General features: G+C 65.9%; 19 protein-coding genes. 10 read left to right on the top strand and 9 right to left on the bottom strand.

All coding sequences use genetic code 11. The annotated features are described in order from the left end of the window. Positions 1–68: 68 nt before the first annotated feature. From HLH35_RS08245 to smpB, 4 genes are all read left to right on the top strand, one after another. Positions 69–812, top strand: a complete 744-nt coding sequence (locus tag HLH35_RS08245) for a 3-deoxy-manno-octulosonate cytidylyltransferase (protein ID WP_182978674.1) — start codon at positions 69–71, stop codon at positions 810–812. Beyond that, positions 809–1,684: a prephenate dehydratase gene (locus HLH35_RS08240; RefSeq protein ID WP_246384937.1), complete on the top strand. Its 876-nt coding sequence runs from the start codon at positions 809–811 to the stop codon at positions 1,682–1,684. Before HLH35_RS08245 ends, HLH35_RS08240 begins: the two co-directional genes overlap by 4 nt. 155 nt (positions 1,685–1,839) lie before the next feature. Continuing rightward, entirely contained in the window at positions 1,840–2,721 is an 882-nt protein-coding gene (dapA, locus tag HLH35_RS08235) for a 4-hydroxy-tetrahydrodipicolinate synthase (RefSeq protein ID WP_220790588.1), read from the top strand. 5 nt (positions 2,722–2,726) lie between these two features. Next, positions 2,727–3,215, top strand: coding sequence for an SsrA-binding protein SmpB (gene smpB / locus HLH35_RS08230; protein ID WP_182948475.1), 489 nt, complete (start codon positions 2,727–2,729; stop codon positions 3,213–3,215). 191 nt (positions 3,216–3,406) lie between these two features. Here the strand turns inward: smpB and HLH35_RS20185 are convergent, their stop codons facing one another. Next, complete coding sequence (locus HLH35_RS20185) at positions 3,407–4,096, bottom strand: cold-shock protein (protein WP_182964654.1); 690 nt, start codon at positions 4,094–4,096, stop codon at positions 3,407–3,409. 437 nt (positions 4,097–4,533) lie between these two features. On the opposite strand from HLH35_RS20185, the gene HLH35_RS08220 reads away from it, so the two are divergent. After that, positions 4,534–5,535 carry a lipid A-modifier LpxR family protein gene (locus HLH35_RS08220; RefSeq protein ID WP_182978713.1) on the top strand — a complete coding sequence of 334 codons (1,002 nt, stop codon included), beginning with the start codon at positions 4,534–4,536 and terminating at the stop codon, positions 5,533–5,535. Positions 5,536–5,645: 110 nt separating this feature from the next. Here the strand turns inward: HLH35_RS08220 and recG are convergent, their stop codons facing one another. Then, positions 5,646–7,772, bottom strand: coding sequence for an ATP-dependent DNA helicase RecG (recG, locus tag HLH35_RS08215; protein WP_182978673.1), 2,127 nt, complete (start codon positions 7,770–7,772; stop codon positions 5,646–5,648). 130 nt (positions 7,773–7,902) lie between these two features. On the opposite strand from recG, the gene HLH35_RS08210 reads away from it, so the two are divergent. The 4 genes from HLH35_RS08210 to HLH35_RS08195 are packed head-to-tail and all read left to right on the top strand — an operon-like array spanning position 7,903 to position 12,913. Then, positions 7,903–8,214: an FAD assembly factor SdhE gene (locus HLH35_RS08210; RefSeq protein WP_182964651.1), complete on the top strand. Its 312-nt coding sequence runs from the start codon at positions 7,903–7,905 to the stop codon at positions 8,212–8,214. 53 nt (positions 8,215–8,267) lie between these two features. After that, the gene (gene mfd, locus HLH35_RS08205) at positions 8,268–11,705 is read left to right on the top strand and encodes a transcription-repair coupling factor (protein WP_182978712.1); all 3,438 of its coding nucleotides are present in this window, start codon (positions 8,268–8,270) and stop codon (positions 11,703–11,705) included. A 47-nt stretch (positions 11,706–11,752) separates the two neighbouring features. Further along, complete coding sequence (locus tag HLH35_RS08200) at positions 11,753–12,547, top strand: SDR family NAD(P)-dependent oxidoreductase (RefSeq protein ID WP_182978672.1); 795 nt, start codon at positions 11,753–11,755, stop codon at positions 12,545–12,547. 36 nt (positions 12,548–12,583) lie between these two features. Beyond that, on the top strand, positions 12,584–12,913 hold the full coding sequence (locus HLH35_RS08195) for a hypothetical protein (RefSeq protein WP_182978718.1): 330 nt from the start codon (positions 12,584–12,586) through the stop codon (positions 12,911–12,913). 85 nt (positions 12,914–12,998) lie between these two features. Here HLH35_RS08195 and HLH35_RS08190 read toward each other — a convergent pair whose 3' ends face one another. From HLH35_RS08190 to alaS, 4 genes are all read right to left on the bottom strand, one after another. Next, positions 12,999–13,973, bottom strand: coding sequence for an aldo/keto reductase (locus tag HLH35_RS08190; protein ID WP_182978671.1), 975 nt, complete (start codon positions 13,971–13,973; stop codon positions 12,999–13,001). Positions 13,974–13,993: 20 nt separating this feature from the next. Further along, positions 13,994–14,800 (bottom strand): endonuclease/exonuclease/phosphatase family protein, encoded by an 807-nt coding sequence (locus HLH35_RS08185; protein ID WP_246384954.1) that lies wholly within the window; start codon positions 14,798–14,800, stop codon positions 13,994–13,996. Positions 14,801–14,873: 73 nt separating this feature from the next. Continuing rightward, the gene (locus tag HLH35_RS08180; protein WP_182978669.1) at positions 14,874–15,572 is read right to left on the bottom strand and encodes a carbonic anhydrase; all 699 of its coding nucleotides are present in this window, start codon (positions 15,570–15,572) and stop codon (positions 14,874–14,876) included. Positions 15,573–15,818: 246 nt separating this feature from the next. Then, positions 15,819–18,455 (bottom strand): alanine--tRNA ligase, encoded by a 2,637-nt coding sequence (alaS, locus tag HLH35_RS08175; RefSeq protein WP_182978668.1) that lies wholly within the window; start codon positions 18,453–18,455, stop codon positions 15,819–15,821. A gap of 145 nt (positions 18,456–18,600) precedes the next feature. On the opposite strand from alaS, the gene tenA reads away from it, so the two are divergent. After that, the gene (tenA, locus tag HLH35_RS08170; protein WP_182978667.1) at positions 18,601–19,305 is read left to right on the top strand and encodes a thiaminase II; all 705 of its coding nucleotides are present in this window, start codon (positions 18,601–18,603) and stop codon (positions 19,303–19,305) included. Between the two features lie 9 nt (positions 19,306–19,314). On the opposite strand, the gene HLH35_RS08165 is transcribed toward tenA, so the two are convergent. The 3 genes from HLH35_RS08165 to aroB all read right to left on the bottom strand — a co-directional run bounded on the left by HLH35_RS08165 (position 19,315) and on the right by aroB (position 23,091). Next, positions 19,315–19,779 (bottom strand): GtrA family protein, encoded by a 465-nt coding sequence (locus HLH35_RS08165; RefSeq protein ID WP_338029315.1) that lies wholly within the window; start codon positions 19,777–19,779, stop codon positions 19,315–19,317. A gap of 130 nt (positions 19,780–19,909) precedes the next feature. Beyond that, complete coding sequence (locus HLH35_RS08160; RefSeq protein WP_182978666.1) at positions 19,910–21,028, bottom strand: OmpA family protein; 1,119 nt, start codon at positions 21,026–21,028, stop codon at positions 19,910–19,912. 302 nt (positions 21,029–21,330) lie between these two features. Then, the gene (gene aroB, locus HLH35_RS08155; protein ID WP_182978665.1) at positions 21,331–23,091 is read right to left on the bottom strand and encodes a 3-dehydroquinate synthase; all 1,761 of its coding nucleotides are present in this window, start codon (positions 23,089–23,091) and stop codon (positions 21,331–21,333) included. Positions 23,092–23,116: the final 25 nt, after the last annotated feature.

The following is a 23,116-nucleotide window of genomic DNA, read 5'->3' as shown; positions in this document are numbered from 1 at the left end:
CCGCAGCGGCGTTTCCCCGGCCGGACGTTTCCGCCGCTTTCGTGTGTCAAGGCCCCCTGCGTGTTCGCATGAATCCAATCGTCATTATCCCCGCCCGCATGGCCTCGACGCGCCTTCCGGGCAAGCCGCTGGCCATGATCGGCGACCGGCCCATGATCCTGCATGTGCTGGAGCGTGCGCGCGCGGCCGATATCGGGCCGGTCGTGGTTGCGGTGGCCGAACCCGAACTGGCGCAGGTGGTGGCCGATGCCGGGGGCACCGCGGTCCTGACCGATCCTGCGTTGCCGTCCGGCTCCGACCGGGTCTGGCATGCGCTTGCGACCGTGGACCCCGATGGCCGGCACGACGTGGTCGTGAATCTGCAGGGCGATCTGCCGGGGTTGGCGCCGGAGACCCTGGTCGCTGCGCTGCTGCCGCTGGCCGACCGGGCGGTGGATATCGGCACGCTGGTTGCCCCCGTCACCGAGTCTGGCGAGGCGCAGGCGGAATCGGTGGTCAAGGTCGCCTGCGCCTTTCCCGACGGCGCCCCGCAGGCCGTGGCGCGGGCGCTGTATTTTTCGCGGGCGGCGGTTCCGTGGGGCGAGGGGGCGCTATGGCATCATGTCGGGATTTATGCCTATCGCCGTGCGGCGCTCGCGCGGTTCGTGGCGCTGCCGGAAGCGGCGCTGGAGCGGCGTGAAAAACTGGAGCAGCTCAGAGCCCTGGAGGCCGGAATGATCATCGGATGCGCCCGGATCGGAGTCGCGCCGTTCGGCGTGGACACGCCGGCGGACCTGGAACGCGCGCGCCGCATTCTGGCAGGCGTGGCATGAGCGGCGCGCCTTCCATTCCGCCGATGGGGATCATCGCTTTCCAGGGGCGGCCGGGTGCCTATTCCGACCTGGCATGCCGGCAGGCTTTTCCGGGCTGGACCACGCTGCCGTGCGAAACCTTCGCCGACGCCATTGCGGCGGTGCATGACGGGCGCGCGGATCTGGGCATGCTGGCCTGCGAGAACAGCCTGGCGGGCCGGGTGCCGGATATCCATGCCCTGCTGCCGCAGGCGGGACTGAACATCGTCGGTGAGCATTTCCAGCGGGTCGAACATTGCCTGCTGGGTGTTCCCGGCAGCACGGTCGCCCAGGCCCGGCGGGTGCATACCCATCCGGTCGCCATGGGGCAGATCCGGGGCGTTATCGAGGCGCTGAACCTGACCCCGGTGGTGGAATTCGATACGGCGGGCGCGGCCGAGCTGGTGGCTCGCTGGAACAATCCCGAGGATGTGGCCGTGGCGTCGGCCCTGGCGGCGGAGCTGAACGGGCTGGTGGTGCTGCGCCATAATGTCGAGGATGCGGCGCATAACACCACCCGCTTCTATATCACCTCGCGCGATGCCATCCGGCCGCCGGCGGGGCAGAAGGGGACCGTGACCACCGTGCTGTTCCGCGTCCGCAACACGGCGGGCGCGCTGTACAAGGTGCTGGGCGGGTTTGCTACCAATGGCGTGAACATGACGCGGCTGGAGAGCTACATGCTGGACGGGTCGTTCGCCGCCACGCAATTCCTGCTGGATGTCGAAGGGCATCCCGAGGATGAGCCGCTGGGGCGGGCGTTGGCGGAGTTGGCCTTTTTTTCCGAAACATCCGCGATTCTGGGTGTTTATCCGGGTTCGCCGTTCCGTGAGGATGCGGCGTCGGGCCGATGATGGTTGCCTAGCCCCCATACCCGGCATTAACAGGATAGATCAGAGGCTGACTTTGCAAACAGCCTCTTAACAGAACAGGCAGGATCACCATCCTGTCGGGCCGGCCCGAGGGGGTGGCCCATGTCACAGCCTGCGAGATTCGAGTGGAAACGACTATGTTCAAGGGTTCGATCACAGCCCTGATTACGCCGATGAACGATGACGGATCGCTGGATTTTCCGGCTCTGGGCCGATTCCTCGACTGGCAGGTCACCGAAGGGTCGTCGGGCGTCGTGCCGATGGGCACCACGGGCGAAAGCCCCACCCTGACGCATGACGAGCATGCGCGCGTGGTCGAATATGCGGTTCAGGTCGTGGCGGGACGGGTGCCTGTCATCGCCGGTGCGGGTTCGAACAGCACCGCCGAGGCCGTCATCATGGCGCGCCACGCCAAGGAAGCCGGCGCCGATGCCGTTCTGGTCGTGGCACCTTATTACAACAAGCCGACTCAGGAAGGTTTGTACCGGCATTTCATGGCGGTTGCCGATGCGACCGACCTGCCGTTGATCGTCTACAACATTCCCGGCCGGTCGGTGGTGGATGTCTCCGTCGAGACTATGGCGCGCCTGGCGCGGCATGCACGGATCGTCGGCGTGAAGGATGCCACCGCCAATCTGCTGCGGCCGATCCAGGTTCGCCGGGCGATTGGCCACAAGCCCTTCAATCAGCTTTCGGGCGAAGATGGCACCGTGGTCTCGTTCCTGGCGGCCGGAGGCGATGGCTGCATCAGCGTGACCTCCAATGTCGCGCCGCGCCTGTGTGCCGAGCTGCATCGCGCATGGCAGGATGGGCGCGTGGCCGATGCGATGGCGCTGCAGGACCGGTTGTCGCCGCTGCATGACGCACTGTTCTGCGAAAGCAATCCGGCGCCGGTGAAATATGCCGCCAGCCTGCTGGGACTGACGGGCGAGACCTGCCGCCTGCCGCTGGCGCCGCTGACCGAGGATTCCCGTGCCAAGGTTCGTGAGGCGATGGCCGCTGTCGGCCTGCTGAACTGACGATCATGGCTGAAAAAAACAAGAGCGGCATGATCTCGCACGGTATCGCGGCGCAGAATCGCAAGGGCCGGTTCGATTACACGATCCTGGAAACGGTCGAGGCGGGGCTGGTGCTGAAGGGGCCGGAGGTCAAGAGTCTGCGCATGGGGCGCGCCACGATCAACGAAGCCTATGCCGGAGACCGGAATGGCGAGATCTGGTTGTTCAACAGCTATATCCCCGAATATCAGGGTGGTGTGCTGTCGCGCTTCGAGCCCCGCGCGCCGCGCAAGCTGCTGCTGCACGGCAAGCAGGTGAACAAGCTGCTGGGGGCCGTGGCGCGCGAAGGCGTGACGCTGGTGCCGCTGGATATCCATTTCAATGCTCGCGGTCTGGCCAAGGTCACGCTGGGCATCGGCGAAGGGCGCAAGAAGGCCGACAAGCGCCACGCGATCGCCGAACGTGACTGGCAGCGCGACAAGGCGCGGCTGATGCGCAACAAGGGCAAGGAATAGGCCCTTCGACAGCGTTTCGGCGCGTTATCGCGTTGTTTTAAGGCGCATCGTCACGTGGGCAGACACTTTGTGCCGGTAGTGGTCGGCTTTGGGTTGAACGGCGTGGAGCGAAGGTGCGAGGGAGAAGGCCCCCAAACAAAAACAGGGCCGCCCAAGGGCGGCCCTGCTTGTTGATTCGGCTGGTAGCCGGATCAGTCGACGCTGATGGAGGCAGCCTCGGGGCCCTTCTGGCCCTGGACGACCTGCACGTTCGCCGTCTGGCCTTCCGTCAGGCCCGTCAGGCCCGAACGCTCCAGAGCCGAAGCGTGGACAAAGATGTCCTTGCCGCCGGTTTCCGGGGTGATGAAGCCGAAGCCCTTCGTGGCGTTGTACCACTTCACGATGCCGCGCATATCCTGCGCCTGCGACAGGTCGGGGGCCGGGCGGGCCGGACGGCCGCCGAAGCCGCCGGGGGCACGCGGGGCGCCGGGGCCGGCGCCGAAGCCGCGCGGACGCTCCGGCTGGGCGGTGCTTTCGTCAACCGAGCTGACCGACGCGACCTGGCGACCCTTGGGGCCCTGGCCGATGCGGACGACCAGCGTCGTGCCCGGCGAGACGGAGCTGTGGCCGCTCTGCGCCAGAGCGTTGGCGTGAAGGAAGACATCGCCCGAACCGTCTGCCAGTTCGACGAAGCCGAAGCCCTTCTCGCTGTTGAACCACTTGACGGAGGCGCTGATCTCCGGTCCCGAGGCGATCACCTGCGAGGGGGCGCCGCCGCCACCCATGGGGCGACGGGGAGCGCTGCTGCCACGATCACCAAACGTCGGCGGCGACATGAAATCGTCGTCAAATCCGCCGCGGCGCGGGGAACGGGGGCTGCGGTCGGTCCTGTTACTTCTCAACGGTCGTAATCCCGAGGTCTAGTTGGCGGGTCCTGTCCCAGGAGCCACCGGATGAAGAAATTTTGCTGGATCAAGGCATTACACAACCGTTCTCCGAACCGCCTGAGCGGCCGTGGCGGACAGCATCCTTTCCCCGCGCGGACCCTAGCACGAATGCGTCGGCATCCAATACAGATAAGCATAACTTCGGCTCACGGTTCCATCACCTCGTCATCTTTAATGTGACCAACGATTAATGTTGGCGCGGCTGTGGTGGGTGGCCTGGATGCCCGCCATGGCGGGCGGCCGGAGTGGATTGGTCGATCACGAAAAACGTCCATGGGCTTTCTCGAAACGCCGGGACGTTTTAGACAGTCGATGGGCGCGGTAGACACGGCGTCGCGCAGTGGAAAGGGAAGCTGATGGGCCAGACAAAGACGGAAAGAACAGCCCTTTGGATGGCGCGGGCCGGTACGCTGGCCGGAATGGGGTGCCTCGCGGCAGTCATCTGCGCCCCGGCCCATGCCACGCCGCTGCAGGACCCGTACGGCACCTGGACGCTCCAGGGGGAGAACGACGCGGTCAGCACCCTGAAGGGCACGTCGGACCAGTATTATACCAGCGGCCTGCGCATCAACTGGACATCGGGCACCGACAACCAGCCGGCCCCGATCGAGACGATCAACCATGCCATCATGGGCGCTGGCGTCACCCGCATCAGCCTGGGGCTGCAACAGCTTATCTATACGCCGACCGATACGCAGATCAGCGTGCCGTCATCGCGTGACCGGCCTTATTCCAGCCTGCTGCTGGGGACCGTCAACCTGATCAACGATACGGATCTGTCCCGCTCGGTCTTCGGTATCCAGGTCGGTGTCATGGGACCGGCGGGTCTGGGCCAGCAATTGCAGAATGGCTTCCACGGCGCGATCGGCGATACCAAGAACCTGGGCTGGAAGCATCAGCTGCAGAACCAGCCGATCTTCCAGGTGCAGGCCGGGCGGACCTGGCGGCTGCCGCTGGCTGACGTCTATGGCATCTCGATGGACATGCTGCCTGCTACCTCGGCCGCGATCGGTGATTACCGCATCTATGGTTCGGTGGCGGATACGTTCCGTATCGGCCAGGGGCTGAACAGCGATTTCGGCACGCCCACCATCGGGCCGGGCACCGACGGGACCGACGCCTATCGCCTGAGCCGGCCGGTGGCGTGGTATGTCTTCGGCAACGTGACGGGCTATGCGGTCGGGTATGACGCCACGCTGCAAGGCAACACGATGCGCAGCAATTCGCCGCATGTGCCGGTGAAGTGGGATGTGGGCGAGATCCATGCCGGTGTTGCGATCATGTGGCATGGCATGCGCCTGTCCTATAGCCAGGTGTGGCAGACCCAGCAATTCCAGGGTGCGCGCAGCGGGTTGTTCAATTACGGGTCGCTGGCCCTGTCCGCCAAATTCTGACAGGCTGAACGGAAATGCGCGCTGGTGGTGATCCGGCGCGCGTTTCCTGTGCTTCGGTGCTTACGGTTCATTACTTCCGGTCAGCCTCTTCGCGGCAAGGAGAGGAAAACCTAACCGGATCGTAAGGTTCTGGCGGCGTCGTGCCTGTCGAACAGTTCCACGGCCAGCGCGATTGCGCCGCGCCTTGCCTCGGCGCCGCCTTCGACGATGCGTTGTGCGTCCTGTGCGGCGATCGTCACCAGCAGGTCCAGCCGAGCGCCGGTTGCCAGGCGCAGGTCGGGCAGGCCGGACTGGCGGCGGCCCGTCAGGTCGCCGCCGCCGCGCAGGCGGAAATCCTCATCAGCGATCAGGAAGCCGTCCTCGGTATCGCGCAGCAGGGCCAGTCTGCGCCGCGCCGTCTTGCCCAGCGTGTCGTCATGCAGCAGCAGGCAGAACGATTCGGCACCGCCGCGACCCACGCGGCCGCGCAGCTGATGCAATTGCGCCAGGCCGAACCGCTCGGCGTGCTCAATCACCATCACGGTGGCGGCGGGGATGTCGACCCCGACCTCGATCACCGTCGTTGCAACCAGGATCTGGGTTCGGCCGGCGGCGAAATCGGCGATTGCGGCCTCGCGCACCGCGATGTCCTGCTGGCCGTGTGCCAGGCCCACCACCGGCCCAAATCGCTCGACCAGCACAGCAAAGCGTGCCTCGGCCGCTGCGATGTCCAGTGCCTCGCTCTCGCTGACCAGGGGACAGACCCAGAACACGCGTGCGCCCCCTGCGATGGCGCGGCCGATTCCATCCAACAGGTCGCCCAGTGACGCCATGGCGTGCAGCGAGGTGCGGACCGGCAGCCGCCCCGCCGGCTTTTCGTCCAGGCGACTGACCTGCATCTCGCCCCATTGGGTCAGCAGGAGGGTGCGCGGAATCGGGGTGGCGGTCATGACCAGGATGTCGGTCAGGTGCCCCTTTTCGCCCAGCAGAAGCCGCTGTTCGACGCCGAAACGGTGCTGTTCGTCGATGACCGCCAGTGCCAGGTCGGCGAATACCACCTTGTCCTGGAACAGGGCGTGCGTGCCCACGACCAGCGGCGCGCGGCCGGTGGCGATGGCCTCCAGTACGTCGCGCCGGGCCCGGCCCTTGACGCTGCCGCTGAGGAAGGCGACGGGCACGGGCGCCAGCCTGGTGAAGGTGGCCAGATGCTGGCGGGCAAGGATCTCGGTCGGCGCCATCAGCACGGCCTGATGGCCGGCCTCTACCGCGCCCAGCATGGCCTGCAAGGCCACCAATGTCTTGCCCGCGCCGACATCGCCCTGCACCAGCCGCAGCATCGGGTTGGGGGAGGCCAGATCGGCATCGATCTCGCGCAGGGCTCGGGTCTGGGCGCCGGTGGGAGGGTGGCCGAAGCGCTCCAGCGCCGTGGTGCGCAGTGCCCCTGTCGGCACGACCGCGCGGCCGGGGCGGTTGCGGTTGCGCCGTCTTGCCTCGGCCATCGCTACCTGTTCGGCCAGCAATTCGTCGCAGGCCAGGCGCAGGCGCGCCCGTTCGGACGCCGCTGCGTAGGCATCGTCCTTCAGCAGCTCGGGAAATTCATCGGGGCAATGTAATTGGCGCAATGCGGTTTCGAAATCGGGCCAATGCCGCCGGCTGACGAGTGTGGGGTCCAGCCATTCGGGCAGGGCGGGGAAACGCAGAAAGGCCTGGCGCAGCGCATTGCGAATGTGGCGGGGGAAGAGGCCCGCCGTCAGCGGCCAGACCGGGTCCAGCATCGGGATGCGGCCGATATCGCCGCCCGGCACGATATAATCGGGGTTGGCGATCGAGAGCCGGTCGCCGAATTCGTCCAGCATGCCCGAGACCGCGACCTCGCTGCCGACCACCATCTGCCGTGCCTGATAGGGCGAGAAAAAAGCCAGGTCGATCGTCCCGCTGCCATCCGACAGGCGGACCCGCCAGGGCTGGCGCCTGCCGCGCGCGGGTGCGTCCACCCGCTGCACGCTGCCATGCATCGTGCAGATCCGGCCCGGAATGGCGTCGCGCATCATGGGACGATAGCGACGGTCGATTACGGACTCGGGAAGGTGGAACAGCAGGTCGGCCACGCGCGTGCCGCCGGTCGCGCGCGCCAGCAGTTTGGCGGTGGCGGTGCCGACCCCGGGGAGCGTGGCAAGCGGGGCCAGAAGCGGGCCGAGGAGGGCCCGTGAATCGTCCTGGATGATGATGTCGGACACGCTGGGCTCGATCGTCCTCAATTTCCCGGTTCGTTTTCTGCGGGGGCCGTTTCTCCGGGCCGGTGCGACTGCCGGGCTGACAGGACCCTGACGGAGGGCTATAGGACAGCAACGCGAAGGAACAAAACGAAACCATATCCGGGCAGGTACCATGTCCCTCGACACATCGGACTTTTCGACCCTCGATCCGCGCCGTCGCCGGATTTATTTCCGCGCCACGCATCGCGGTACGCATGAAGCGGACATCCTGATCGGCGGCTTTGTCGCCCCGCGCCTGGCGGCGATGTCGGATGCCGAAATGGATGCGCTGGAAGCGGTGATGGACCTGCCGGACGCCGATCTGGCGGACTGGCTGAGTGGCCGCAAGCCGGTGCCGGCCGAGGTCGACTGCCCGATGATGCGGGCCATCATCGCCGATGCGAACGATCCCGCCCGGCAGGCTGCGATCCGGGGAGAACGATGACAGCAGAGGGGAGGGACCACGCCGCTGCGGTATCTGCCGGGCATGCCGGCTGGATGAATGTCTGGGGCGTGCCGGACGGATATGACGCTTTCCTCGTCGCCCGGCGCGCGCGCGAGCATGACGGGCCGGTGCTGCATGTGGCGCGCGACGATGCGGGCATGGCGCGGATCGGCGATCTGCTCTCGTTCATCGCGCCGAATGCCGAAATCCTGCGCTTTCCGGCATGGGATTGCCTTCCCTACGATCGGGTATCGCCCAATCCGGCGATCGTCGCTGAACGGGTTGCCACCCTGACGCGATTGCTGGAGCCCGCGAAGGGCCCGCGCATCGTGCTGACCACGGTTGGCGGGCTGGTTCAGCGGGTAACGCCGCGCGCCGCCTTTCGCGGCCAGTCGCTGACGGTGACGACCGGCGACAATCTGGATCAGGAATTCCTGATCGAACTGCTGGTGACCAACGGCTACAACCGCACCGATACGGTGATGGAGCCGGGCGAATTCGCGACCCGGGGCGGTATCTTCGACATCTTCCCCTCCGGCGAGGCTGAACCGGTGCGGCTGGACCTGTTCGGCGACGAGGTCGAGAATATCCGTCGTTTCGACCCCGCCACCCAGCGTTCCTCCGACCGGCTGGATCGGTTCGTGATGCGGCCGGTGGCTGATTTCAGCCTCGATCAGGCCAGCATTTCGCGCTTTCGCACTGGTTGGCGCGACCTGTTCGGGCCTGCCGCCGCCGGCGATCCGCTCTACCAGCATGTCTCCGACGGGCGGCGCCATGCCGGGCTGGAGCACTGGCTGCCGCTATTCTACGAGCATCTGGAAACGCTGGTCGATTACTTGCCGGGTGTCGCGGTGATCATGGCCCATCAGGCGGACGAGGTTCTGTCGTCGCGGCTGGAAATGATCGCCGACCATTTCGAGGCGCGGCGCCAGCCGGTGCGCGAGGGCGAGGTCCCGTACCGTCCGCTGCCGCCGCATCTGATGTATCTGGACCGCAAGGGGTGGGACGGGATGCTGTCCGGCCACCCGGTGGTGGTGTTCAATCCCTTCTCACGCCCGGATGGGGCCGAGGGCATCGATGCGCTCGGCCGGCCAGGAATCCTGTTCGCCCGGTCGGTCGGGGACGGGTCGCGCGAAAACGTGTTTGCCATGCTCGATGCGCAGGTTCGGCAATGGGCCGAGACCGGGCGACGGGCCTATCTCTCGGCCTGGACCCGTGGATCGCGCGAGCGGATCGCGACGCTGCTGCGTGAGCATGGCATGCGGGCCGAGACGTTCGAGACCTGGACCCAGGCGCAGGATCTGCCTGCCGGTACGGTCGGGCTGCTGACGCTGGGGCTGGAGCGCGGCTTTATCGCCGATAATCTGGCCTTCGTCTCGGAGCAGGATCTGCTGGGCGAGCGGATTTCGCGTCCGCCGCGCCGCCGCAAGCGGGCGGACCAGTTCATCGCCGAGGCGTCGGAGATCGCCGAGGGCGATCTGGTGGTGCATCAGGATTACGGCATCGGCCGCTATGACGGGCTGGAGACGGTTGCGGTCGGCAGCGCGCCGCATGACTGTCTGCGCCTGGTCTATGACGGCAACGAAAAGCTGTTCCTGCCGGTCGAGAATATCGAACTGCTGAGTCGCTTCGGCTCCGATCAGGCCGGGGTGTCGCTGGACAAGCTGGGCGGGGCTTCCTGGCAGAACCGCAAGTCGCGGATGAAGCAGCGCATCCGCGATATGGCGGGCGAGCTGATCCGCACCGCCGCGATGCGGGCCCTGCGCGAGGCCCCGAGCCTGACCCCGGCCGAAGGCTTGTGGGACGAATTCTGCAGCCGGTTCCCCTTCGCCGAGACCGAGGACCAGGCGCGCGCCATCGCCGATGTGCTGGAGGATATGGGCTCGGGCCGGCCGATGGATCGTCTGGTGTGCGGCGATGTCGGGTTCGGCAAGACCGAGGTTGCGCTACGCGCGGCTTTCGTGGCCGCAATGTCGGGCGCGCAGGTGGCGGTGGTCGTGCCCACCACGCTGCTGGCGCGGCAGCATTTCCGCACCTTCTCGGCCCGGTTTGCCGGGCTGCCGGTCACGGTGGCGCAATTGTCGCGCATGGTTACGGCGAAGGATGCGGCGGCGGTGCGCAAGGGGCTGGCCGACGGGAGCATCAACATCATCATCGGCACGCATGCCCTGCTGGCCAAGGGTGTGCAGTTCGCCGACCTGGAACTGCTGATCATCGACGAGGAGCAGCATTTCGGCGTCGCCCACAAGGAGAAGCTGAAGGCGCTGCGCGAGGACGTGCATGTCCTGACCCTGTCGGCCACGCCGCTGCCGCGCACGCTGCAACTGGCGCTGACCGGCGTGCGGGAGATGAGCCTGATCGCCACCCCGCCGACAGACCGGCTGGCGGTGCGTACCTTCATCATGCCTTTCGACAGCGTGGTGATCCGCGAGGCGATCCAGCGTGAGCGGTTCCGGGGCGGGCAGATCTTCTGCGTGGTGCCGCGGATCGAGGATCTGGACCGCATGGGGGCCCGTCTGCAGGAAATCGTGCCCGATGCACGGCTGGTGCAGGCCCATGGGCGCCTGACCCCGACCGAGCTGGAACGGGTGATGACCGAGTTCAGCGACGGCAAATACGATATCCTGCTCTCCACCAACATCGTGGAAAGCGGGTTGGACATGCCGGCGGTGAACACGCTGATCATCCATCGGGCCGACATGTTCGGCCTCGGGCAGCTCTACCAGCTGCGCGGGCGTGTGGGGCGCGGCAAGCAGCGCGGCTATGCCTATCTGACCTGGCCGCAGACACATGTGCTGTCGGCCGCCGCCGAAAAGCGGCTGGAGGTCATGCAGACGCTGGACACGCTGGGCGCGGGGTTCACGCTGGCGTCCCACGATCTGGATCTGCGCGGCGCGGGCAATCTGCTGGGCGACGAGCAGTCGGGCCATATTCGCGAGGTTGGGATCGAGCTCTATCAGCAGATGCTGGAAGACGCGGTGGCCGAACTGCGCGCCGAAAAGGGACGGCGCAAGGCCGAGGATCGGGACTGGACGCCGAACATCATCCTGGGCCTGCCGGTGCTGATCCCGGAAGAGTATGTGCCGGACCTGCCGGTGCGGCTGGGGCTGTATCGCCGCATCGCCGCCCTGGCGAATGATGCCGAAATTGAAGCGATGGAGGCCGAACTGGTCGACCGGTTCGGTTCGCTGCCTGATCCGGTGCGTAACCTGCTGGATGTCGTCGCGATCAAGCGTCTGTGCCGCGAGGCGGGGGTCGAGAGGCTGGAGGCCGGGCCCAAGGGAATGGTGATCCAGTTCCGGGGCAATCATTTTGCCAATCCGGCCGGACTGGTCGCTTGGATGGCGACACAGAAAGAGGGCAATGTCCGACTGCGCCCCGACCACAAGCTGGCGCTGGTGCGGGAAATGACGAACGCACAGCGCATTCGGTTGGCAAAGGATACGGTCCAGGCGCTGGGCCGCCTGGCGGAACAGGAGAAGGCGGCCTGACGACACACCCCGCTTGTGGTGACGGACACGCGGAAGGAGGAAGCGGAATGAAAATCGATCTGGCAGGTAAAACGGCGATCGTCAGCGGCTCGACCGCCGGGATCGGGCTGGCCATCGCGATGGCCCTGGCCGAAACCGGGGCGGATGTCATCGTCAACGGCCGCAGCCAGGCCAGGGTGGATGAGGCCATGGCCTATATCCGGACCCGCATGCCCACGGCGCGGCTGCGCGGCGTGCCGGCCGACCTGGGAACGAAAGAGGGGATCGACGGATTCGTCCGCCTTGTTCCCCAGGCTGATATCCTGGTCAATAATCTGGGTATTTTCGAACAGAAGCCTTTCCTTGAGACCCCTGACGAGGACTGGCAGCGTTTCTTCGACGTCAACGTCCTGAGCGGCGTGCGCCTGACGCGCCATTATCTGCCGGGCATGGTCGAGCGGGCGTGGGGGCGCGTGGTGTTCGTCTCCAGCGAATCGGCACTGAACATTCCGGCGGACATGGTCGCCTATGGTTTTTCCAAGGCCGCACAGGTCGTGATTGCGCGCGGCATCGCCGAGAGCATTCCTGGAAGCGGTGTGACGGTCAATTCGGTGCTGCCGGGGCCGACCCGGACCGAGGGCGTGATGGAGATGTTCGCCAAGGCGGCGCAGGAGACCGGCCGGCCGATCGAGGAAATCATGGCCGAGTTCATGCCGCAGCATCGCCCGGCCTCGCTGATCCGGCGGCTGGCGGAGCCGGAGGAGATTGCCAGCATGGTCGCTTATGTCTGCTCGCCGCAGGCCTCGGCTACCACCGGAGCAACCTTGCGGGTGGAAGGGGGCCTGCTGCGTCACCCAGGGTGAGGGGCGGCTCTGCCGGCCGGGTTTGCCGACGATCCGATGCGGTTTCCTGTGCTGCGCTTTCTGGTTGGTGGACTGTTTTTTCAAATAGTGTCTGAGCGGGCGTATGGCGCGGTTTTGGGCATTGTGCGGACACTTTTTCGTCACAAAGCAAGTCCCGGAGAGGGCGGCCCTTTTCGCGTTGTCGTGCCGGATGTTAAGAATAGTAACAATGCAGGAAGGGAGCGATTCATGCCTGAGATCGAGGATCATGCGCCCCAGACCCCGCTACGCGACGTGTTTCAGCTTATGGGCGCGATTCTGTTCGTCATGGGCATGATTCTGATCGGTTGGCGGGCGGCTTTCTTTTCTGGCGTCTGGCCCGCCTGACAGGCTCCTTCTGCTTCCCATGGCGGGCGCGTGCCCGGTTGCAGCGCCCTGACCGGGCGGTATGATTGCCGGCCGGTCGTGTTCGTCATTGCTGTGCGTCTGCCGATTCCGGTGATAGTGCGGCTGTGATCGCGTCGCGTTCCTCGGCCGTCAGCGGGCGGGCGGCGGCGGCGACGTTGGCCTCGATCTGGGCCGGGCGGGTCGCGCCGGCAATGACCGACCCTACGATATCGTGTGACAGCAGCCAGCCGAAGGCGAGTTCGGTCAGGCTGCGCCCGCTTGCGTGTGCCACGGCGTCCAGCCGATCGAGCAGGGTCCAGTTGGCGTCGGTCAGGTAGCGATCGGCCAGGTGGATCCAGGCGCTCAATCGGCTGCCGGGGGGCGGGGGCGTGTTGCGGTGGTATTTCCCGGTCAGGACGCCGCTGGCCAGGGGGAAGTAAGGCAGCAGCCCCAATCCGTAATGACGGATCGCCGGCACCAGGTCGCGCAATGCGTCCCGTGCCAGCAGGGACAGTTCGTCCTGGCAGGAGATGAAGCCGGCATAGCCCGAAATGCGTGCGACATGACAGGCATCGGCGACCTGCCAGGCGGCAAAATTGGAACAGCCGGCATAGAGGATCTTTCCCTCGCGGATCAGGTCGTCGAGCGCGCGCAGGGTCTCTTCGATCGGGGTGGCCGGGTCGGGGACGTGCACCTGGTACAGGTCGATCCGGTCGGTTCGCAGGCGGGACAGGCTGGCTTCGACAGCCTGGCGGATATAGCGGCGCGAGGCACCCTGGAGGCGGCCTTCGGCATCCATGGGCATGCCGAACTTGGTGGCGAGGACGATCTCGTTGCGGCGCGGCCCGAGGATCGCGCCTAGCGTTTCCTCCGACGCGCCGTAATGGGCCTCGCGCCGTCCATAGACGTCGGCGACGTCGAACAGGGTGATGCCGCTGTCCAGGGCCTGATGGACCACCGCCCGGGATTCTTCCAGCCCGATACGGCCGCCCAGATTATTGCATCCCAGCCCGACGGCCGAAACGCGAAGGCCGGAACGGCCGAGGTGACGATATTCCATGAGGAAAGCCTTTCGCCTGGTCAGGGCATATCGAGCCCGACCGAAACCGGGCAATGGTCGGACAGGTCCGGCGCCTGGGCGGGGTCCTGCGTGTCATAGGTCAGGACCCGGAGGCTGTCGGGGCGGAGCCACGCGCGGGCCTGGTTGCCCAGCAGGATGTGGTCGATGAAATAGGTACCGCCCCAGCACGGGCTCGCCCGCCCGGCCGTTGTCAGCGTCAGGGGACCGTCGGTTTCCAGTTGCCGGAAGAACGGGTCGGACGGTGTCAGGTTGCGGTTGAAGTCTCCCATGACCAGGAAGGCTACGCCTTCGTCCTGGCGCTGGGCAATCCAGTCGTCCAGCACCGTCAGCTGACGCGCCAGCGTCCGGCAGGCCGGTCGACGGTCGGCCAGGGCCGCGTTACGGCATCCGGCCTTGAGATGCACGATCAGGATGCGCAGGCTGGCAGTGCCGTCGTCGATCGTGACATCCAGTCCCGCGCGTAAACGATGGGGCGCGTCGGGCGGATAGACATCGAGTTCCGAGATGTCGGGATGGCGGGTGACGGTCAGCCCGGTTGCCACGGCCAGTCCAACATGCTGGACCACATGATCGTCGCTCATGACGATCCGGTAGCGTGAGGGCGGGAACAGGCGGGCGGCCAGGGCTGGGGAATCCACTTCCTGAAACCCGACAATGTCGCCGCCGAGCCGCGTGGCGTAGGCCGCCAGCTGGCGCAGCCCGGCGTCACTGCGGCGGGGAAGGTCGCGGGGCAGGGCGGGGTCGCCCGGCGCCCGCGCCGTCAGCCAGTCCAGGTTCCAGGTCGAGACCTTGATCGTGCGCGCCATGGCCCCCTGGGTGGCCAGGACGGCCACCAGCCACCCGGCACAGGCCAGGAGGCGGATGGCCGCCGGTCGCGGGTCAGGCCTGGTCAGTCTTCCCATCCACCTCGCGGGTCAGGCGGGCGATGGCTTCGTCCACATGGATGCTGGACCGCGTGGCTTCGTCCAGAATCACGACCTCGCCGCTGGCGATATCGTAGAACCAGCCTTGCAGGATCAGCGTGTTGCGCGCCAGCGCGGCGGCGACCGCCGGGTGCGTGCGCAGATGCGCGATCTGCAGTACCACATTCTGTTCCGCCAGGCTGCGCACGGATTGCGGGCCGGCGTCGGTGGCCTGCAACGCACCCGCAACCGCTCGGGCTGCTTCGGCATTGCGCAGCCAGGACGCGACGGTGGGCATGTGCGCCAGTTTGGATGGATCGGGGTCCAGCAGGGCTTTCATCGCGCCGCAATCGGAATGGCCGCAGACGATGATGGTCGACACGCCCAGCGCCAGGACGGCGTATTCGATTGCGGATGACACGCCGCCCAGCATTTCGCCGTAAGCCGGAACGATATTGCCGATATTGCGCAGCACGAACAGGTCGCCCGGCTGGGTCTGCGTGATCATGCTGGGATTCACGCGGCTGTCGGCACAGGCGATGAACAGCGTGTCCGGAGATTGCTGGCCGGCCAGTTCCGCGAACAGTTCGCGATTCTGCGGAAAGACTTCGGCATTGAACTTCTCTACTCCATGCAGGAGCGAGATCAGCGTTTTCTTGGCATCGGTATCGGCCATCGAAGGTCCCTATGTCCTGAAGTCCGCCTGGGACTTCACAGTGGCGTTCGAACGGTCACCCGGACGGAAAAATCCCGTCATGGCATGCGGACGCCAGGGCGCCGACACAGCCGGGTCCGTCATAGATAGCATGGAAACGGGGACGGCACAGGTCCGGTTTCTCCCTCGGAGGCCCGGGACACACTATGTCAGGGGGCAGACACATCGCCGTGTGTGCGTGACACGGCAATGTGTCCAGCCGGAAGATCAGGCCAGGGCCTTGCGTACTGCCTCGAGTGCCGCATCGGCCTGTGCTACGTCCGGGCCGCCGGCCTGGGCCATGTCGCGCCGTCCCCCGCCCCCCTTGCCGCCCATGGCGGCACTGGCGGCCCGCACCAGTTCGACTGCGTCGAAACGTTCCGTCAGGTCGGCGGTGACGCTGACGACCACGCTGCCCTTGCTATCGGCGGTCGAGACCAGGGCCACCACGCCGGAGCCAACCTGCTGACGCAGGGAATCGGCCAGCGATTTCAGCTCGCGTGCCGGCAGGTCACCCACATTGCGGGCGATGAAGCCCACGCCGTTGATTGTCTCGGTGGTCGCGCCGCCCTCGCCGCCGCTGGCCAGCTTGCGTTGCAGGTCGGAGATCTGACGCTCCATGACCTTGCGTTCTTCCAGGATCACCGCCAGCCGCTCGGGGGCTTCGGCGGTCGAGACACGCAGCATCGCCGCCACCTGGGCCAGACGCTGCTCGGTGGCGACGGCGGCGGCCTCGGCGGCCTTGCCGGTTACCGCCTCGATGCGGCGGATGCCGGCGGAGACGCCGCTTTCCGACGTGATGCGGAACAGACCGATATCGCCGGTTCGGTTGACATGCGTGCCGCCGCACAGCTCGATCGACCAGGCTGGCCGATTATCCTCGGGCGGGCCCATGAACACGACGCGAACTTCGTCGCCGTATTTCTCGCCGAACAGGGCCATCGCGCCCTGCGCCACGGCTTCTTCCTGCGACATCGGGCGGGTGGTGACCGGGCTGTTCTCGCGGATGCGGGCGTTCACCTCGGCCTCGACCTCGGCGATTTCTTCCGGCGTCAGCGGGCGGGGCTGGCTGATGTCGAAGCGCAGGCGGTCAGGCGCGTTCAGGCTGCCTTTCTGCGTGACATGCTCGCCCAGGCGCCGGCGCAGCGCCTCGTGCAGCAGGTGGGTGGCGGAATGGTGGGCGCGGATCGCGCTGCGCCGTTCGTGGTCGACGGTGGCGGTGACTGCCTGGCCAACGCGAACCGTGCCCTCGATCACCTTACCGGAATGAACCAGCAGGTCGCCCAGCCGCTTCTGCGTGTCGGTGACGGCGATGCGCAGGCCCGGAGCGGTGATCAGGCCGGTATCGCCGACCTGGCCGCCGCTTTCGCCGTAGAACGGCGTCTGGTTCAGCAGCAGCGCGACTTCGGTGCCCGCCGGCGCGTCATGGACCGACTGGCCGTTGCTGATGATGGCCTGGATCTCGGCATCGGCCTGTTCGGTCGCGTAGCCCAGGAACTCGCTGGCGCCGAACGTATCGCGGGCCTCGAACCACACGGTTTCGGTCGCGCTGTCGCCCGAGCCGCTCCACGCGGCGCGGGCGCGTTCGCGCTGGAGCTGCATCGCGCTGTCGAAGCCTGCGACGTCGACCTCATGACTGCCGCCGCGCAGCGCGTCCTGCGTCAGGTCCAGCGGGAAGCCGAACGTGTCGTACAGCTTGAACGCCACGTCGCCGGGCAGTTTCTGGCCGTCGCCCAGCTTCGCCGTCTCGTCGGCCAGCAGCGCGAGGCCACGTTCCAGCATCGCCTTGAAACGTTCTTCCTCGCCGCGCATCGTCTCGCGGATCAGGGCTTCGGCCTGGACCAGTTCGGGATAGGCGGCGCCCATCTGGCGTACCAGGGCGGGCACCAGGCGGTGGAACACCGTCTCCTTGGTGCCCATCATGTGCAGGTGGCGCATCGCGCGGCGCATGATGCGGCGCAGGACGTAGCCGCGCCCGTCCTTGGAGGGCAGCACGCCGTCCGCGATCAGGAACGAGGTTGAGCGCAGATGGTCGGCTACCACGCGGTGGCTGGCGCGGAACGGGCCGTCCGGATCCTGACCCGTGGCCTCGGCGGAGGCCAGGATCAGCGCGCGCATCGTGTCCGTGTCGTAATTGTCGCGCTTGCCCTGCATGATGGCGGCGAAGCGTTCCAGCCCCATTCCGGTGTCGATCGAGGGACGCGGCAGCGGCGAGCGGACGCCCGGCGGGTCCTCGAAGAACTGCATGAACACGAGGTTCCAGATCTCGACGAAACGATCGCCATCCTCGTCCGGTGAGCCGGGAGGGCCGCCGGGTACGTCGGGCCCGTGATCGTAGAAGATTTCCGAACAGGGGCCGCAGGGGCCGGTATCGCCCATCCGCCAGAAATTGTCGGCGGTGCCGATGCGGATGATCCGCTGGTCCGGCAGGCCGGCGATCTTGCGCCACAGCGCGGCCGCTTCCTCGTCATCGGCATAGACGGTGACCAGCAGCTTTTCGGCCGGCAGGCCGAAATTGCGCGTGATCAGGCTCCAGGCGAATTCGATCGCTTCGGGCTTGAAATAGTCGCCGAAGGAGAAATTCCCCATCATCTCGAAGAAGGTGTGGTGGCGGGCCGTGTAGCCGACATTATCCAGGTCATTATGCTTGCCGCCGGCCCGAACCACCTTCTGTGCCGTGGTGGCGCGGGAATAGGGGCGGGTTTCCTGCCCCGTGAAGACGTTCTTGAACTGGACCATGCCGGCATTTGTGAACAGCAGGGTCGGGTCATTGCGCGGCACCAGCGACGAGGACGGCACGATCTGATGACCGTTAGCCGCGAAATAGTCGAGGAAGGTCGCGCGGATATCGTTTGTGGAGGTCATGGCGGAGGGCTGACGATCCTGAAATGGCGAAGGCTGGAAAGCTCGGATAACATCACCTAGCGCACGGCGTGCCCGGCAGGAAGAGCAAGGGCGCGCGGCAAGGCAAATCGGCGCCGCAAGAAAACACCGAAGGAAGGATGAACCCATGAGCTGGATCGCGGAACGGGACTGGCCCAGTCTGGAACAGGGTCTGGCCGGCAGGCTGCGGCGCGATTGCGGCACGGATTGGGAGCGCTTCATCCACCACCCTTTCGTGCGCGGCATGGCGGACGGAACATTGCCGGAGGCGGATTTCCAGCGGTTCCTGATCCAGGATTATCTGTACCTGATCCAGTATGCGCGGGCCTATGCGCTGGCGATCTACAAGGCCGATACGATGGAGGACATGCGATCGGCCTCCGGCATCGTGTCGGGTCTGCTGGATACCGAACTGGCGCTTCATATTGCCTATTGTGCCGGATGGGGATTGTGCGTCGATGATTTGCACAATCAGCCCGAATCGCTGGAATTGCTGGCCTATACCCGTTTCATTCTCGATCGGGGGCAGACGGGCGACCTGCTGGACCTGATCGTGACGCTGGCGCCCTGCCTGATCGGCTATGGCGAAATCGGTGCCAGATTGATGGCTGACCCCACGACCCGGCGGGAAGGCAATCCCTACTGGGAATGGATCGCCCTGTATGGGGGCGAGAAATTCGTCGGGCTGGTGGATGCGGGACTGCGCACGCTGGAATCGCTGGTCGGGCGGTATGGTGCCGAAGGGCGGTATCCCGCGCTGCTTGCCGAATTCCGCACCGCCGTCAAGCTGGAGGCTGCGTTCTGGAATGCGGGCCGATCCGGGATGCTTTGATGAACCGGTTCAGGGGGGCGGCTGGCGATGGCGGAAGACCATCCGGTGGCTGAGCGTGAAGTTGGCCACCAGCCCCGTGAGTGCGCCCGCTGCCAGGGCCAGGACGGGGATGGTCCGGCAGAGCGGAGCCAGCAGGAAGAGCGTGAAGACCATGCCCCGATTCATGACGAAACCCAGCGAATTGGCCATCAGGAACCGTGCCCACTGAACCAGGGGACGGTCGGCGTGAACGACGTGACGGAACGTCCAGAGCCGGTTGGCCAGCCAGTTCATGCTGGCCGCGATGAAATAGGCGAGCAGGGTGGCGCCCGTCAGGCCGAGTAAGGGCCGGAATCCATAGAGAGCCAGCGTATCCCACAGCAATCCCGAGCCCCCGACGATCCCGAATTTCATGAAGGGAACGATCCGGGCGCGCAGGCCTCCCGTCACGCCGGGGGAGAGGGGATTTGCGGGAGAGGGGCGGGAATCCGGCACGTCCTGCGGTCTCGTCAGCTAGGGATATGAAGGGCCGTTTTCAGATCATGCGGGCAATGCCGCGCAATAAAAAAGGGATGCCCGAAGGCATCCCTCTTTACCCTGTCGAACCGGGCGAAAATCGCCAGGATCAGTGCAGGATGATTTCCACGCGACGGTTCTGCGGCTCGCGGGTGTTCGGGCCCGTCGGAACCAGCGGATGCGCCTCGCCGTAACCATGGATGTCGATCGCGTTCGCGGGCACGCCGTCACGGATCAGTTCGGCCTTCACGCTCTGCGCACGACGCTCGGACAGGCCGAGGTTGTACTTCTGACCGCGCGGACCCGGGTGAGCCGCCGAGTTGTCGGTGTAGCCGTTGACTTCGATCCGCGTCGTCTGGATGTGGGTCGAGGCTTGGGCGGCTTCGGCCACGATCTCACGTGCGCGGGCCGTCAGGTCCGAACGATCCCAGTCGAAGAACACCAGATAGGTGCGCGCCGGGGTCGGGGCGGGCGGCACAACGACCGGAGCCGGCGGCGGCGGCGGCGGCGCGGTGTCGAACGCATAGCGCAGACCCAGGATGAACTGGTGGTTGAAGCGATGGTCGAAGTTCGCGTTGCCACGGCTCAGCCCAGCCGGGCTGTACGAAGACATCGTGAAGGAGCCGTTGTTGAACGTCTGGCCGACCATGCGATACTGCGCCGTGATCTGCAGGCCCGGAACGTTCGGGACGTCGAAAGCCGCACCGGCGATGCCCTGATAGGCAAAGCCGCCCGCCGTGCCGCCCAGGCGGTCGACGTTGCCGTTGAGGTAGCTCGACGTGGTCGGGTTGTAGTGCTGCCACAGATAGCCGGCACCGACACCGACGAACGGCGTCACCGGAACGTCGATCCCGAATTGCTTCAGGTCGATGTCATACAGCACGTTCACCAGGCCGCCATAGGACTGGTCGCTGCCGCTGGTGCGGTTCGGCGCGCCGCTGCGGTGGTTGAGCTGCGAATAGTTATACAGGCCCTCGACCTCGACGCGCAGGCCGTTGCCGAAGCCCCAGCCGAAGGAGCCGAAACCCGTGTAGCCGTCCTTGTGACGGTACTGCGACGAGCTGGTCATGCCGGCCATCGGATTGTTGGCGAAATGGCCGTGCTGGTTCTGGACCAGGTTGTAACCAGCGCCCAGATCGACGTACGGACCGGTAATGATTGTGGCGTTGGCTGCAACAGGAGCAGCCGCCATCAGCGTGGTGGCGAGTAATGCCGTGCGGAGACGCATTTTTTCGTCCTCTTGATCATCCGTTCGAGTAGCCGTCAAACCACAGACGGCTAACCTCAGCGTGATGCTTAACCCCCTATAGATCTTCCGGTTCCGGCTTAGGAACCCGCATCATAGGCAAAGCAGCCATTACCACTGAGCACCGTGTTGAAAAAGCAACAGTTTGTTTCGCTAAGATTACGTGCTGATTGCAACCATTTCCGGGCGGGGCGTATTCAGCGGCAGGCTCGGGACGGCTCTATGGCAGGGTTATGTGATATTCGCGCATCTGTGTTGCGATGTCGCAACGCATGACGGGCATGTCATGTGGCGCATCCTTCCGCCAGCAGAATTTCCCGCACCAGGCTGTCCGGTACGTCTCGGCAGGTGAAGGCCTGCCCGATGCCGCGCACCAGGACAAAGGACAGGCGCCCATCACGCATTTTCTTGTCACGCTGCATGTGGGCGAGCAGCCGTTCAGCCGAAAATGCCTGCGGCAGGTCGCGCAGATGCACCGGCATGCCCAGCCGTTCCAGATGGGCGGTTACACGCTCGACATCCGCGTTGTCGCAGAAGCCCATGCGTTCTGACGTCAGGAACGCCAGACGCAGGCCGATCGACACGGCTTCGCCATGTAGCAGGCGGCCGTCATAACCCAGTTCGGCCTCCAGAGCGTGGCCGAACGTATGTCCGAGATTGAGCAGGGCCCGTCCGTCCGACTTTCTTTCCTCCCGTTCGTCGTCGCCCACGACGGCGGCCTTGAATGCACAGGCCCGGCGCACGGCTTCGGCCTGGATGTCGGCATCGCCGTCCAGGACCGCCTGGCCATGGCTCTCGCACCATTCGAAGAGGGCGGCGTCGCCGATCAGGCCGGCCTTGACGATTTCGGCATAGCCGGCGCGGATTTCGCGCGGCGGCAGGGTGGACAGGGTCGTGGTATCGGCCAGAACCGCCAGCGGCTGGTGGAACGCGCCAAGAAGATTCTTGCCGAACGGGGTATTGATGCCGGTCTTGCCGCCGACGGAGGAATCGACCTGCGACAGCAGGGTGGTCGGAATCTGCACGAAGGGCAGGCCACGCATCGTGGTCGCCGCCACGAAGCCGGCCAGATCGCCGACCACGCCGCCGCCCAGCGCGATGATCGTGGTGCCGCGCTCGACCCCCATTTCGAGAACGGCCCCCGTCACGCGCTCGTATTCCGCCAGCGTTTTCGAGCCTTCGCCCGGTGGCACGACGATGGTCCGGGTCTCGATTCCCCCTTGAGCCAGTCCCTGGAGCAGTCGGGGCAGGTGCAACGATTCGACGGTCGAGTCGGTGATGACCACGACTCGCTTCTGCGGCAAGACCGGCGAGAGCAGGGTTCCGGCGTGACGCAGCAGATCCTCGCCGATCGTTACGTCATATCGCCAGCGGTCCAGCGTTACGGGAACGAGCCGCGGCTGCCTGCCCAGCGCCAGGGCGTTGATGACGGTCGCGGCACTCTGTTCCACGCTTTCTTCTCCACAATCCACGGTAATATCGGCCTCGGCATAGGTCGGGTGACGGATGTCCATCAGTTGCGCCAGAATGTCGCGCGGGTTGCCGGCGTTCAGAAGCGGCCGGTGGCCGCGCCCCTGCACCCGACGCACCAGGACCGGCAGCGGGCAACGCAGCCAGACCGAGGTGGCGCGGTCGCGGATGATCGCCCGGGTCATCGGGTCCATGAAGGCGCCGCCCCCGGTTGCCAGCACCACCGGGGGGCCATCGAGGATGCGGCGAATGACACGGTGTTCGCCCTTGCGGAACTCGGCCTCGCCATACTGGGCGAAGATGTCTGCGATGGAGCATCCCGCCGCACGTTCGATTTCCACGTCCGCGTCGATGAACGGCATGCCAAGGCGTGTTGCGATTCGCCGGCCGATCGTCGTCTTGCCGGCACCCATCAGTCCGACCAGGACGATGCTGTCGTCGCGGGAAGCTGGTCCCCGCGGGAAGGCAATGGCTGTCACGGCCTCGCGAATGGGAGGGGGGGATGATATCGCCGGTCCTCCGGCAGAAGGCCGGGGGTTGGACTCGGGCGGATCGGAAGCGTTCTGGCGTGACATGAGCGCCAACCTACCATAGAGCAAA

Origin of the sequence: Gluconacetobacter asukensis (assembly GCF_014174375.1) — a bacterium.
GTDB classification, from domain to species: Bacteria; Pseudomonadota; Alphaproteobacteria; order Acetobacterales; family Acetobacteraceae; genus Gluconacetobacter; species Gluconacetobacter asukensis.
The sequence above is the reverse complement of the archived record's forward strand: the minus strand, read 5'-3'. Positions and strand labels throughout refer to the sequence as shown.